The sequence below is a fragment of the Bradyrhizobium sp. T-1 genome, assembly GCF_053592855.1.
This window is the reverse complement of the sequence record NZ_CM132115.1, coordinates 5485143-5498316: the sequence shown is the minus strand read 5'-3', so window position 1 is coordinate 5498316 and position 13174 is coordinate 5485143. Positions and strand designations below refer to the sequence as shown.

The window sequence follows — 13174 nt, the reverse complement described above, 5'->3', positions numbered from 1 at the left end:
GTGCCTCATGACTGAACCCAACTACGATCTGATCATCCGCGGCGGACGCGTCGCCACCACCACTGATGTGTTCGAGGCCGATGTCGCCATCTCCGGTGAAACCATCGCGGCTATCGGTCGCGGGCTTTCGCCGGCCAAGCGCGAGATCGATGCGCGCGGCAAGCTGGTGCTGCCGGGTGGCGTCGATAGCCACGCGCATATCGAGCAACTGTCCGCCGCCGGCATCATGAACGCCGACACGTTCGAGAGCGCGACGGTCTCTGCAGCTTTCGGCGGCACGACAACGGTGATCCCGTTCGCAGCCCAGCATGTCGGCATGAAGCTGCCGCAGGTGGTGGAGGATTATCACGCGCTGGCGAAAAAGGGCGCCGTGATCGACTACGCCTTTCACATGATCATCGCGGATGCGACCAGGGAGACGGTCGAGGAGCACATTCCGGCGCTGGTGAAGAAGGGGCATGCCTCGATCAAGATCTTCATGACCTATGACCGGCTCAAGATCGATGACGAGCCGCTGCTCGACATTCTGCTGGCCGCGCGCCAGTCCGGCGCGATGTTGTGCGCTCATGCCGAAAATCACGGCATCATCGCCTGGATGGTGAAGCGTCTGCTTGCGCGTGGCTACACGATGCCGAAATACCATGCCGTCAGCCACGCCCGCGTCTCGGAGGCGGAAGCCTTCACACGGTTGATCGGCATGGCGGCCTTGATCGATCAGCCGATCATGATCTTCCATGTCTCGACCGCCGATGGCGCCAAGGTGATCCGCGACTCGCGCGGGCAGGGGCTCAAGGTCTTTGCCGAGACCTGTCCGCAATATCTGTTCCTCACGGCTGATGATCTCGACAAGCCCGGCGCCGAAGGCGCCAAGTGGATGTGCAGCCCGCCGCCGCGAACGTATCAGGACCAGGAGGCGCTGTGGCAGGCGCTGTCGCTCGGCGATCTCCAGACCATCTCGTCGGACCACGCGCCATATCGCTATGACGAGACCGGCAAGCTGCGAGCCGGACCGAACCCGAACTTCAAGCAAGTCGCGAACGGCCTGCCGGGACTGGAGCTGCGGCTGCCGCTGCTGTTCGATGCGATGGTGTCGAAGGGACGACTGGGTCTTGAAAAGTTCGTCGAGCTGACCGCGACGGCACCGGCCAAGATCTACAATCTGCATCCGCGCAAGGGCTCGATCGCGATCGGCACCGATGCTGACATCGCAATCTGGGATCCCAACCGCGAGACCGTGATCGCCGACGAGATGATGCATGACCTCGCCGGCTACACGCCGTTCGCAGGCCGCAAGCTGAAGGGCTGGCCGGTGTCGGTGCTGTCGCGCGGTCGCGTGATTATCGACGGTGACAGATGTCTTGCCAGCGCCGGCAGCGGAAAATTCCTGGCGCGCAGCGGCGGCGAGGCGGCGAAGCCGACCGGCCGGCTCGTGGCCGACATGGATCCGGAGAGGAATTTTGGAGCAAGATTGCTGTGATTATGGCTCGCGCGCGCTGACGATCATTGCCGCGGTGAGCGCTCCTCCACCGAACCAGAACCGGTCATCTCCAGCGGCGTCACTGCGTCCGTGCTGCTGTGCAATGATGGCCAAAAGTCGATGAGAACCCGCTGGCGGACGGCCGGTTACTGGCATACCATTTGCACGCTATTGGGCTCGATTTCACCTGCCCTTGGCCAATGAACGGCCGGCATCACGGCATGACTGGGAGGACTTTATGGATCGCAGGACCGTATTGAAGGGACTGGCCGGCGCAGGCGGCCTGGCATTGACCGGCCTATCGGCCCCGGCGATCGCCCAAGGCGCAGCGGCGCGCACCCTGCGTTTCGTGCCGCAGGCCAATCTCGCCAATTTCGATCCGATCTGGGGTACCCAATATGTCGTGCGCAATGCGGCGGCCCTGGTCTGGGATACGCTGTACGGCGTCGATGCGAAGCTGCAGCCGCAGCGCCAGATGGTCGAGTCCGAGGAAACCTCGGACGACGGCAAGATCTGGACGTTCAAGCTGCGCCCGGGGCTCAAATTCCACGACGGCGAGCCGGTGCTGAGCAAGGACGTCGTCGCGAGCCTGGCGCGCTGGGCCGCGCGCGATCCGATGGGCCTGATGATCCTGGCGATCCAGCAGGAGTTGACCCCTGTCGATGACCGCACCTTCAAGTGGGTGTTGAAGCAGCCCTTCCCGAAAATGCTCTATGCGCTGGCCAAGAACAACGCGCCGTGCTCCTTCATCATGCCAGAACGTATCGCGAAGACCGATCCGTTCAAGCAGATCACCGAGTATGTCGGCTCGGGGCCGATGAAGTTCGCCAAGAGCGAATGGGTCCCCGGCGCCAAGTCGGTGTTCGAGAAATTCGCCGATTACGTGCCGCGGCAGGAGAAGGCCTCGTGGCTTGCCGGCGGCAAGCAGATTCTGGTCGATCGTGTCGAGTGGCTGGTGATGCCGGATCCCGCAACGGCGGCCGCGGCCTTGCAGAACGGCGAGGTCGACTGGTGGGAGAACCCGATTGCCGATCTCGTGCCCGTGCTGAAGAAGAACAAGAACATCAGCGTCGATATCGGCGATCCCCTCGGCAATATCGGCTCGTTCCGCATGAATCATCTGTTCGCACCGTTCAACGACGTGCGGGCACGTCGCGCGGTGCTGATGGCGCTGAGCCAGGAGGACTACATGCGCGCGATCGTCGGCGACGACGATGCACTGTGGAAGTCCCTGCCGGGCTTCTTCACGCCCGATACGCCGCTCTATAGCGAGATGGGCGGCGAGATCCTCAAGGGCAAACGGGATTTCGATGCGGCCAAGAAACTGCTCGCCGAGAGCGGCTATTCCGGCCAGCCGGTGACCTGCCTCGTAGCGCAGGACCAGCCGATCACCAAGGCGATGGGCGATGTGACCGCCGACCTCCTCAAGAAGCTCGGGATGAATGTCGACTTCGTCGCAACCGATTGGGGCACGGTCGGCTCCCGCCGCGCGCAGAAGACGCCGCCCGGACAAGGCGGCTGGAACATGTTCCACACTTGGCATGCGGGCGCGGACTGCATCAATCCCGCGCCGTACACCGCTATTCGCGCCAATGGCGACAAGGCCTGGTTCGGTTGGCCCAACAGTCCCAACGCAGAGAAGGAAGTCACGGCCTGGTTCGACGCCAAGAACCTCGACGAGGAGAAGGCGGCTGTCGGCCGTCTCAACAAGGCGGCGCTCGATGATGTCGTCTACGCGCCGACCGGATTCTTCCTGAGCTACACGGCGTGGCGCAAGAACGTTTCGGGCATTACCAAGGGACCGCTGCCGTTCTTCTGGGGTGTATCGAAGACCGCATGATGCCGCGCTGAGGCCAGATGCTTTCCTATATCCTCCGGCGCATCGTCGCCACCTTGCCGGTGATGGCGATTGTTGCACTGTTCGTGTTCAGCCTGCTTTACATTGCGCCGGGTGACCCCGCCGTGGTGATCGCGGGCGACCAGGCAAGCCCGGAGGATGTGGAGCGCATCCGCCAGAGCCTCGGCCTCGACCGTCCGTTCCTGGTCCAGTTCGGAAGCTGGGTCTGGCGCATCCTGCACGGCGATCTCGGCACCTCGATCTTCACCAACCTGCCGGTCTCGACGATGATCGGGCAGCGTCTTGGGCCGACGCTGTCGCTGATGGTGGTCACGCTGCTGCTGACGATCGTGGTCGCGGTGCCGCTCGGCGTCGTGGCGGCATGGAAGGCCGGCAGCTTCATCGATCGGGCCATCATGGGCTTTGCGGTGTTCGGCTTCTCGCTGCCGGTCTTCGTCGTCGGCTACATGCTTGCCTACATCTTCGCGCTCGAGCTCGAATGGCTTCCGGTGCAGGGCTATACGCCGCTGAACCAGGGCTTCTGGCCCTGGCTGGAGAATCTGATCTTGCCGGCGATCGCGCTCGGCTGCGTCTATATCGCGCTGGTCGCGCGTATCACCCGCGCGGCCATGCTCGAAGTGTTGCAGCAGGACTATATCCGCACAGCGCGCGCCAAGGGCCTCGGGCAGGGCGGCATCCTGTTCATTCACGCGCTCAAGAACGCGGCTGTGCCGATCGTCACCGTAATTGGCATCGGCATCGCGCTGCTGATCGGCGGCGCGGTCGTGACGGAAAGCGTGTTTGCGATCCCTGGTCTTGGCCGTCTCACGATCGATGCGATCCTGCGCCGCGATTATCCCGTCATCCAGGGCATCGTGCTGCTGTTCAGCTTCGTCTACGTCCTCGTCAATCTGATGATCGACGTCACCTATACACTCGTTGACCCGAGGATCCGCTATTGACCGACGCGACCGTCAATCCGCAGGTGCTGCCGGCCGGCCTCGTGCTCGCGCCGCAACTGCCTGAAATCCTCCGGCCCGTCACGATCCGACGTGGGTTCATCGGGTTCTTGCGCGGCCACCCCACCGTTGCGATCGGCGGGGCGCTGCTGCTGGCGCTGGTCCTGATCGCGATCTTTGCGCCATATCTCTGGACGGTGGACCCGACCGCGCTGGCGCCTGCCAGGCGCACCCGGGCGCCATCGGCGGCATTCTGGTTCGGCACCGACGTGCTCGGCCGCGATATCTACTCACGCGTGCTGTTCGGCGCGCGGGTCTCGCTCACGGTCGGGCTATCGGTTGCCGTGCTCGCATCCGCAGCCGGTCTCGCCATCGGCCTGGTTTCGGGATTCATCCGCTGGGCCGACGGCATCCTGATGCGTTTCATGGACGGGCTGATGTCGATCCCACCGATCCTGCTCGCAATTGCGCTGATGGCGCTGACGCGCGGCAGCGTCGGCAACGTCATCCTGGCCATCACCGTCGCCGAAATTCCGCGCGTGTCGCGCCTCGTCCGCAGCGTGGTGCTGTCGCTGCGCGAGCAGCCCTATGTGGACGCCGCGGTGGCCTGCGGAACGCGCACGCCGATGATCATCCTGCGCCACATCCTGCCCAACACGCTCGCGCCGATGCTGGTGCAAGCGACTTACATTTGCGCCAGCGCCATGATCACGGAGGCGATCCTGTCCTTCATTGGCGCCGGCACGCCGCCCACCATTCCGTCCTGGGGCAACATCATGGCCGAGGGTCGCGCGTTGTGGCAGGTCAAGCCTTACATCGTGTTCTTCCCGGCGGCGTTCCTCTCCGTCACCGTGCTCGCCGTGAACCTGCTCGGCGACGGCCTTCGCGATGCGCTCGACCCGCGCATGGCCAAGCGTCTCTGATGCGCCGAGGCTGATCGCGATGGCGTTGCTTGAAGTTGAAAATCTCCAGACCCACTTCCGCACCCCAAGCGGAATCAATCGCGCGGTGGACGGGGTGTCCTTCCATGTCAACGAGGGCGAGACGCTCGCCATTGTCGGCGAATCCGGCTGCGGCAAGTCGGTGACATCGATGTCCCTGATGCGGCTGATTCCGGAACCGCCGGGCAGGATCGCCGGCGCCATCCGCTTTGCGGGCAAGGACCTGCTGCAATTGCCCGACCGCGAGATGCGCGCCATTCGCGGCAACGACATCTCGATGATCTTTCAGGAGCCGATGACGAGCCTCAATCCGGTGCTGACCGTCGGCCGCCAGATCCGCGAAACGCTGATGCTGCATCAGGGCCTCGACAAGGCGGCGGCCGAGGGGCGCGCGATCGAGATGCTGACTTTGGTCGGCATTCCCGAGCCGAAGCGGCGCGTACGCGAATATCCGCATCAGCTTTCCGGCGGCATGCGCCAGCGCGTGATGATCGCGATGGCGCTGGCCTGCAATCCGAAGCTCCTGATCGCGGATGAGCCGACCACGGCGCTCGACGTCACCATCCAGGCGCAGATCCTGAAGCTGATGCTGGACCTCAAGCGCCGCGTCGGTGCCGCGATCATCCTGATCACCCACGATCTCGGCGTGGTCGCCGAGATCGCCGAGCGCGTCATGGTGATGTATGCCGGCCGCAAGGTCGAGGAGGCGCCGGTGGCGGAGCTGTTCCGCTCGCCGCGTCACCCCTATACGCAGGGCCTGCTCGGCGCCGTGCCGCGGCTCGGCTCGTCGCTCGCCGGCACCGCGACGCGGCTCGCCGAGATTCCCGGGCAGGTGCCCGACCTGCGCAAGCCAATCACCGGCTGCGTCTTTGCCGGCCGCTGTGCGCTCGCGACTGATCTCTGCCGGCAACATGCGCCCGGCCTCGAAGAAAAGGGGCCGCGCCACATCGCAGCCTGCCACCACGCCGCCAAGGGAGCCGTTGCGGCATGAGCATCCCGCTGCTCCAGGTCAATGACCTCAAGAAGCACTTTCCGGTCAAGGCCGGCCTGTTCGGGCGCAAGTCCGAGTGGGTCTATGCGGTCGACGGCGTGTCGTTCGAGATTGCACGGGGCGAGACGCTGTCGCTGGTCGGCGAGTCTGGCTGCGGCAAGTCGACGGTCGGCCGTGCGATCCTGCGGCTGTTCGACGTGACATCAGGCCAGGTGATCCTCGACGGCCAGCGCATCGACGATGCGCATCCGAGCACGATGCGCCAGCTGCGGCAACGCATGCAGGTGGTGTTCCAGGACCCGTTCTCGAGCCTCAATCCACGCATGCGCGTGCGCGACATCCTGGCCGAGCCGATCCGGAATTTCGGTCTGGCCAAGTCGGCGACCGATCTCGAGACGCGCGTCACGGCGCTGATGGACACCGTGCGCCTGCCGCGCGAGGCGCTGAACCGCCGGCCGCACGAATTCTCGGGAGGCCAGCGTCAGCGCATCGGCATCGCACGGGCGCTCGCGGCCGAACCGGAGCTGATCGTCTGCGACGAGGCGGTTTCGGCGCTCGACGTCTCGGTCAAGGCGCAGATCGTCAATTTGTTGCAGGATCTCCAACGCGAGTTTGGCCTGGCCTTGCTGTTCATCAGCCATGATCTCGCAATCGTCGAGCATATGACCCATCGCGTCGCGGTGATGTATCTCGGGAAGATCGTCGAGGTGGCGCCGCGCCGGGAGATCTTTGCCGCGCCAAGACATCCCTACACCAAGGCGCTGCTCTCGGCGGTGCCGCTGCCGGAGCCAGGGGCCAAGCGCAATCCCATCATCCTCGGCGGCGACGTACCGAGCCCGATCAATCCGCCGCGCGGATGCCGCTTTCACACTCGCTGCCCGTTCGTGTTCGACCGCTGCCGCACGGAAGAACCGGAGCTTCGTTCGACTGATGGCGAGCAATGGGTGGCCTGCCACCTCGATGAACTGCCTGCGGGATAGAACGCTGAGCGCCGCTGTTGAACGCCTCAGCGCGCATCCGCGTAATGCATGTTGACCCTCCAGTTCGTGTCTGGCGTAAGCCGGCGCCGTAGTGGACTTTCACAGTTAGGCCGTTCGGTCTTGGCGGCCGTGCGCCATCGCGCCGGCGTCTGGCCGCTGATGCGCTTGAACACGGTCGAAAAGTGAGCCTGGGTGCTGAAGCCGACTGCGAGTGCAATCTCGGCCAGAGGCCGCTGGGTCGTCGTCAGCTGCGACTTCGCGTGCGCGATCCGGTGAATGAGGAGGTATTCTCGCGGACGGTATCCGGTCGCCGCGCGAAATTGTGCGGCGAAATGCATTCTCGAGAGACCCGCGACATTGGCGAGCTCGGACAGGCTGATGCTGCGTTCGAAATGAGCGGCGATATGGTGCTCGACGCGACGCAGCCGCCATTTCGGTAGGGCATTGATCTTGGCACGCGGCAATTCGGGGCGGGCTTCGTGATCTCCTGGGCCGGCCGGAAGGTCGATCCGGGTGTGTGCTCTCTGCAATTCGGTCAGCATCGCTTATTCTTTCTGATCCGCGCGGTCGTTCGCCGAGATCGGTGAACTCGCATCTTCGGTATTGGTGGCAGGATAGGCGCGCGAAGGCCTGGAAGCCCGTTAGGGGTGATTAGGATCTGTTAGATTATGTGGGGCGGGCGGGTGCGGCAGCCGGCCGCAGTCGCTTGAGCTTTGGTTGGTATTCAAGGGCTTGGCCGTCATTCGAAGACGGCGTCGAAAATCTCGACGTCGATCAGCACGGGCTTGGCGATCACCGCTGCGTCGGGCTGCAGCGCCAGGGTACGCCGAAGAGTTGGAACCACGATGCCGCCGAAGGTCTCGTGGGCCCACGAGTAGTGCGCGACACGTGCGCCCAGGAGGTCGTGGTCGGTCCGTCGCTGCAGGGCGCTGTCGTCGAAATAGAACACGTGCTCGGACGCCAGGCTGATCAGGTCCGGCGGGAATTGCGCGCGCAGGCGCCGCCACGTCTCACGATTTTCCTGCCACGGCGGTAGCTCCTCGACCGCGACGTCGGGACGGGCGAGGAGGAATGGGGTGGTGAGATAGTTCCAGATCTGGACGCCGCAGAAGAAGACCAGATGCAGCTCGTCCGCCAGCGCATGTGCGCCATGGGTGGGGAAGGCAAGGCTCGGGTTGCGCCATGTCCGCAGCACGTGACCATCCAGGCTTTCGATCGTGATCGCATCAGGCTGAAACGCGCCGGATCGTTCGCCGCCCGTGATTCCGGTGAAGCGGACGGATTGTGTCCGCGTCGATCCCTCCGCGGTGACGTCCTTGAATTCCCGCGCATGTCCGGCGTCGGAGAACAGTACCCCGCCAACGGAAAGATGCAGCGTGAACCGGCTCAGATTGTTCCAGCGGGTCAGCCCCCCGCAGGCGTCGATCGCATCGTCAAGAAGTGCCATGTCCCACTGCATCCACCATGAATTGCCTCCACCATGGCGGGGCGTGGGCGGCTTGGCGTGTTAGAAGTTGTTAGGAGTTGCAAGAGCTCGATCGGACGGTAGCTCGTTGAAGATATTGCCAATTTGTCCGCCAAGCCGCATGAGGCCAAGTTGAGCGTGCACGGCCGTTCCGAGGAAGCATTGGTGATGCGCGTGTTCCGGGATACCCGCATCGGCTGGATCGGTGTTGGCTTCATACAGGACAAATCAGCAGCGGATAGGATCGCTGCGATACGCGAGCAACCGAGGAGACGTGACATGATCCGCAAGGCAAAAGCTGTTTGGCAAGGCACCGGTCGCGACGGCACCGGCCATTTGACCAGCGAGTCCGGCGTGCTGGCCGAGACGCCCTATTCCTTCAAGACGCGTTTCGAGAACGAGAAAGGGACCAACCCCGAGGAATTGATCGCAGCCGCGCATGCTGGCTGCTTCACCATGGCGCTGGCGTTCGGCCTTCAGCTTGCCGGCTTCGCGCCGACCGAGTTGTCGACGGAGGCTGCAGTCTCGCTCGAGCCCGACGGCAAGGGGTTCAAGATCAGCAAGTCGGCGCTGACCCTGCGCGCCAAGGTGCCCAATCTGGATGACGCCGGTTTCGCCCGCATTGCAGGAGAGGCCGAAAAGAATTGTCCGGTGTCCAAGGTTCTCAACGCCGAAATCAGCCTCGACGCCAAGCTGGTCTAGTTGCGGTGCTTCAATTAAGTTGTCCATCCGGCTCCCCGGCAGAATGTCGGAACCGGATGGACGTCCCTGGCCGATTGGGAGCTGACAGATGACGACAGAGCGCGCAGTTTTGGCTGGAGGCTGCTTCTGGGGCATGCAGGACCTCATCCGCAAGCAGCCCGGAATTGTCTCCACGCGCGTCGGGTACACCGGCGGTGCTGTGAAGAACGCCACCTATCGCAATCACGAAGGTCATGCCGAAGCGATCGAGATCATCTTCGATCCGGCAAAGACCAGTTATCGAACGATGCTGGAGTTCTTCTTCCAGATCCACGATCCCACCACGCTCAACCGTCAGGGCAATGATCTGGGGACGAGCTATCGCTCGGCGATTTTCTACACGTCGGACGAACAGAAGCGCGTTGCCGAAGACACCATTGCCGATGTCGAAGCATCGGGTCTGTGGCCCGGCAAGGTGGTGACGGAAACGGCACCCGTCGGCGAATTCTGGGAGGCTGAGCCCGAGCATCAGGATTACCTCGAGCGCTATCCCGACGGCTACACCTGCCACTTCATCCGGCCGAACTGGAAGCTGCCGCGGCGCGCAGTTGCTGCGGGAGGCTAGATCCGGACGGGGGATTTCAGGCTACGCCCGCAATTGCGCGATCAGGCTGCGCGCGATCCGCATATCGGCGATGTCGGGTCCTTCGGTCAGCGCGCCACAGACCGTCTCTAGAATGGCGAGTGCGTCTGCGCGCTGGTCTCGTTCAATCCTGAGCTTTGCGATGCTGACGGCGCATCGCAGCTGCCAGAAGTTTGCGCCCTGCTGTGTTGCAAGGTCCATGGCCTGGTGAAAACAGGCGTCGGCAGCTTCCGATCGGGGCGTTTCTCTCAGCATGAGATCGCCCTTGATACGGAGCAGCTCCGGCAGGTACCAGCGTTCCTGCCGGTCGTTGCAACGCTCCAACGCGTTCTCGATCGTGTCAAAGCCCTGATGGATCTGATTGGCCTGTCCGAAACATGCCGCGAGCTCGCCGAGCAGGGGAAGAAAGCGCGGCAGGAAGCGCGCGTCGCCGGCACGGTTGAGCTCGTCGCGCAGCAGCGGCAAGCCTGCCTCGACGTCCGTGCGCTTTGCAACGACCAGGGCGTTGAATGCACGGGCCCACAGCCCCCAGAGCCGGATCGCGTGGCGATCGGTGTGCTCGAGCAACTCGGTCCCGTAGCGCTCGGCGGCATCGTAGTCCCCGGCCAGAAAAGCGATCGGGCACGCGGCCTGTCCGAGCACGCTGCAGAAGGTCAACGCGTGGCCGTTGGCGCGGCCTTCATGGATGTTGCGCTCGGCGAGCGCGAGAGCCTGATCCGCGTGACCTTGAAGCCACAGAATGCGGGCGCGGAAATACTGTGTCGATATCCGTAAGTCGAGCGGGAATATCTTGGGCTTCTCGGCCAGCACATGCAGGGACGCATTCACCCGGTCGATACGAACGCGCGCCTCGCTCTGATCACCGAGATAATGCAGGGCAACGGCCATGAGCCGGTCCGCCAGCATGAGGTCGGTCTTGTCAGATGAGCTCGACGCGGCTTCGGCGAAGCGATCGGCGAGCGCGCGCGCCTTGCCGAATGCACCGTTGTTGAACTGGTCGATGCACAAGCCCCAGAGCGCCCGCAGCCGGAAATCCTTGTCGTCCAGCCTGTCGGCCAGTTCGAGCGTGGCTTCGAGGATCGGGCGGGCCTCGCGCGCGCGTCCTTCGCCGTACATCAGCGACCAGCCGAGCGCGGCCAGGAGCTGCATGCGCACCCTGTTGTCGCCGTGGTCGCCGAGCGCGGCCAGCGCGGTCCTGACGCGTTCGCGGCACTCGGCGAACATCGACAGGCGCACCCAGAGCGTCACCGCCGCCGCCGTCAACGCGATGCCAAGCTGTGCATCACCATCTGCGGAAAAGGCCCAATCCAGTGCAGCGCGCAGATTGTCCAGTTCGGCGCCGTAGGTGCCGAGCCAGTCTGGCAATGGAGAAGAGGTCTCGGCTTCAGCGCGCTCGAACAGGTCGCGAAAATAGTCGGCATGCCGCCGCGCAATCCGTTTCGCTTCGCCGGCCTCGTTCAGCTTGCCGAGTGCATAGGTGCGCGTGGTATCCAGCAGCCGATAACGCAGCGTTCTTGCGCCCGATGGTGCGATCAGGGATTTGGTGACGAGATTGTCGATCGCCTCCATGGTCGCGGCTGCACTAAGCCCGTCGCCTGCGGCGACGGAGGCGGCCGCCTCCGGCGTGAACCGGCCGACGAAGACCGACAATCTCCGCAAGATCGCGCTCTCGGTTGCGGGAAGGAGGTCGTAGCTCCAGTCTAGCGCGGCGCCGAGCGTCTGGTGTCGCGGGATGGCCGTGCGTCGCCCACGCCATTGCAGCGAGAAGCGGCTGTCAAGCAGGGATGCCGTGCCGGCGATTCCATAGGCATTGACGCGCCCCGCCGCGAGCTCGATTGCGAGTGCGATGCCGTCGAGGCGGCGGCAGATGTCCGCCACCAGGGGGGCTTCTTCCTCGCTGAGCTGGAATGGTCCGGAACTCTGCGCGATACGCTCGAGAAAGAGCTGGGCTGCGGGATAGGTGAGGACGTCGGCCACGGTGAGATCGTTACGTTGGGGCGGGCAATCCAGCGGAAACAGTCGAAATATCCGTTCGCCTTCGCTGCGAAAGGATTCGCGGCTGGTTGCCAGCACATGCAATCGCGGCGCGTCGCGGACGAGGTGCTCGACGAGCGGCGCGAGGATCTCCAGCACGTGCTCGCAACTGTCGAAGATCAGTAGCACTGGCTTTGCCTGGAGATGCGTCAGCAGGGCCGGCAGCGGATCCTCCGCATCGATGGACAGTCCGAGCGTCGAGGCGATGGTGATCGCGGCGAGTTCGGGCTTCCTGACCGGTCCAAAGTCAACGAAAAAGACGTGTCCGTCGAAACGCGTGAGCTGGCGATGGCCCACGGCCACCGCCACCGCGGTCTTGCCGATGCCGCCGGGGCCGACCACGGTGACGAAACGGTGCTGCGTAAGCCCGCTCGAAATCTTTTCGATGATATCGTCTCGTCCGATCACCCGGGCGAGCGGAGCGGGAAGCGAGCGAGGGAGAGGGACGTCAACCGGGGAAGGCTGGATCTCGGCGGGGGTCTGGGCGAGAGTCGCGACGAAGCAATAGCCACGGCCGGGGACGTTGACGACATAGCGGGCGGACTTGCCGGTGTCGCCGAGTGCTTTTCGCAGCGCTGCGATGTGAAAGCGAAGGCTGCCGTCGTCGACATTCACGTCGGCCCAGACGCGTTTGACCAGCTCGCGCTTGTCGACGACTTCGCCGGGCCGCTCGGCCAGGAAGATCAGGATGTCGAGCGCGCGGCCTCCGACGTGAAGATGCGCGCCGTCCTTCTCCAGGAGGCGGGACTTCGGAAGCAGTCGAAATGGCCCAAAAGAAATGGCCGAGTCTTGGTTGTTATCGTCTGGCACGCGCCATCGCCCCCTCGGCCGGGAGTCAAAAGTGTTTGAACCGGTCTAGCAGATCGAGGAGGTGAGTAAACTGGACGAAAGGAGCGAGGGACCGCGGCGGATGTGCACCTCGCCGCGTCGGTCGACCGCGTGCGACGAAATATCTCTTTCGAACGAATGGGTTATGGCGATGCCGGTCTGGTGCCGTTCCGGCCACTTCCGGTTCCGCGTAGCGGGCATGCCTGAAGCGAGGTGGAGGTGGTCGCTCCGTGTTCAGCGATAGCTCATCTCACGAGGCATGCCGCCATTGACGATCGCCGCATGCTGCTGCGAATGGGTTTTTGGAGTCGGTCTCGCCTCCGACGGGAGCTCACGAC

The 13174-nt window shown here is 64.0% G+C and carries 10 protein-coding genes and 1 pseudogene; 8 read left to right on the top strand and 3 right to left on the bottom strand.

The window, feature by feature from the left end; translation table 11 throughout:
- The first annotated feature begins 7 nt into the window (after positions 1-7).
- The 6 genes from hydA to ACWAT4_RS26605 all read left to right on the top strand — a co-directional run bounded on the left by hydA (position 8) and on the right by ACWAT4_RS26605 (position 7185).
- The gene (gene hydA, locus ACWAT4_RS26630; protein WP_449728480.1) at positions 8-1477 is read left to right on the top strand and encodes a dihydropyrimidinase; all 1470 of its coding nucleotides are present in this window, start codon (positions 8-10) and stop codon (positions 1475-1477) included.
- Between the two features lie 238 nt (positions 1478-1715).
- Entirely contained in the window at positions 1716-3317 is a 1602-nt protein-coding gene (locus ACWAT4_RS26625) for an ABC transporter substrate-binding protein (protein ID WP_212300562.1), read from the top strand.
- 17 nt (positions 3318-3334) lie between these two features.
- Entirely contained in the window at positions 3335-4276 is a 942-nt protein-coding gene (locus ACWAT4_RS26620; protein WP_212426711.1) for an ABC transporter permease, read from the top strand.
- Entirely contained in the window at positions 4273-5196 is a 924-nt protein-coding gene (locus ACWAT4_RS26615) for an ABC transporter permease (RefSeq protein WP_212300564.1), read from the top strand. The genes ACWAT4_RS26620 and ACWAT4_RS26615 overlap by 4 nt, the downstream gene beginning before the upstream one ends.
- A 19-nt stretch (positions 5197-5215) precedes the next feature.
- Positions 5216-6205, top strand: a complete 990-nt coding sequence (locus ACWAT4_RS26610) for an ABC transporter ATP-binding protein (RefSeq protein ID WP_212426712.1) — start codon at positions 5216-5218, stop codon at positions 6203-6205.
- Positions 6202-7185: an ABC transporter ATP-binding protein gene (locus tag ACWAT4_RS26605; protein WP_212426713.1), complete on the top strand. Its 984-nt coding sequence runs from the start codon at positions 6202-6204 to the stop codon at positions 7183-7185. Before ACWAT4_RS26610 ends, ACWAT4_RS26605 begins: the two co-directional genes overlap by 4 nt.
- Positions 7186-7211: 26 nt before the next feature.
- Here ACWAT4_RS26605 and ACWAT4_RS26600 read toward each other — a convergent pair.
- Together ACWAT4_RS26600 and ACWAT4_RS26595 are read right to left on the bottom strand one after the other, a co-directional pair.
- Positions 7212-7667 (bottom strand): annotated as a pseudogene (locus ACWAT4_RS26600) (helix-turn-helix domain-containing protein); the annotation flags it as partial.
- Positions 7668-7924: 257 nt separating this feature from the next.
- Positions 7925-8632 (bottom strand): hypothetical protein, encoded by a 708-nt coding sequence (locus ACWAT4_RS26595; protein ID WP_212426791.1) that lies wholly within the window; start codon positions 8630-8632, stop codon positions 7925-7927.
- A 297-nt stretch (positions 8633-8929) separates the two neighbouring features.
- On the opposite strand from ACWAT4_RS26595, the gene ACWAT4_RS26590 reads away from it, so the two are divergent.
- Together ACWAT4_RS26590 and msrA are read left to right on the top strand one after the other, a co-directional pair.
- Entirely contained in the window at positions 8930-9352 is a 423-nt protein-coding gene (locus ACWAT4_RS26590) for an OsmC family protein (protein ID WP_212426714.1), read from the top strand.
- An 88-nt stretch (positions 9353-9440) separates the two neighbouring features.
- Positions 9441-9956, top strand: a complete 516-nt coding sequence (msrA, locus tag ACWAT4_RS26585) for a peptide-methionine (S)-S-oxide reductase MsrA (protein ID WP_212300569.1) — start codon at positions 9441-9443, stop codon at positions 9954-9956.
- A 21-nt stretch (positions 9957-9977) separates the two neighbouring features.
- Here msrA and ACWAT4_RS26580 read toward each other — a convergent pair whose 3' ends face one another.
- The gene (locus ACWAT4_RS26580) at positions 9978-12818 is read right to left on the bottom strand and encodes an ATP-binding protein (protein WP_212426715.1); all 2841 of its coding nucleotides are present in this window, start codon (positions 12816-12818) and stop codon (positions 9978-9980) included.
- Positions 12819-13174 lie beyond the last annotated feature (356 nt).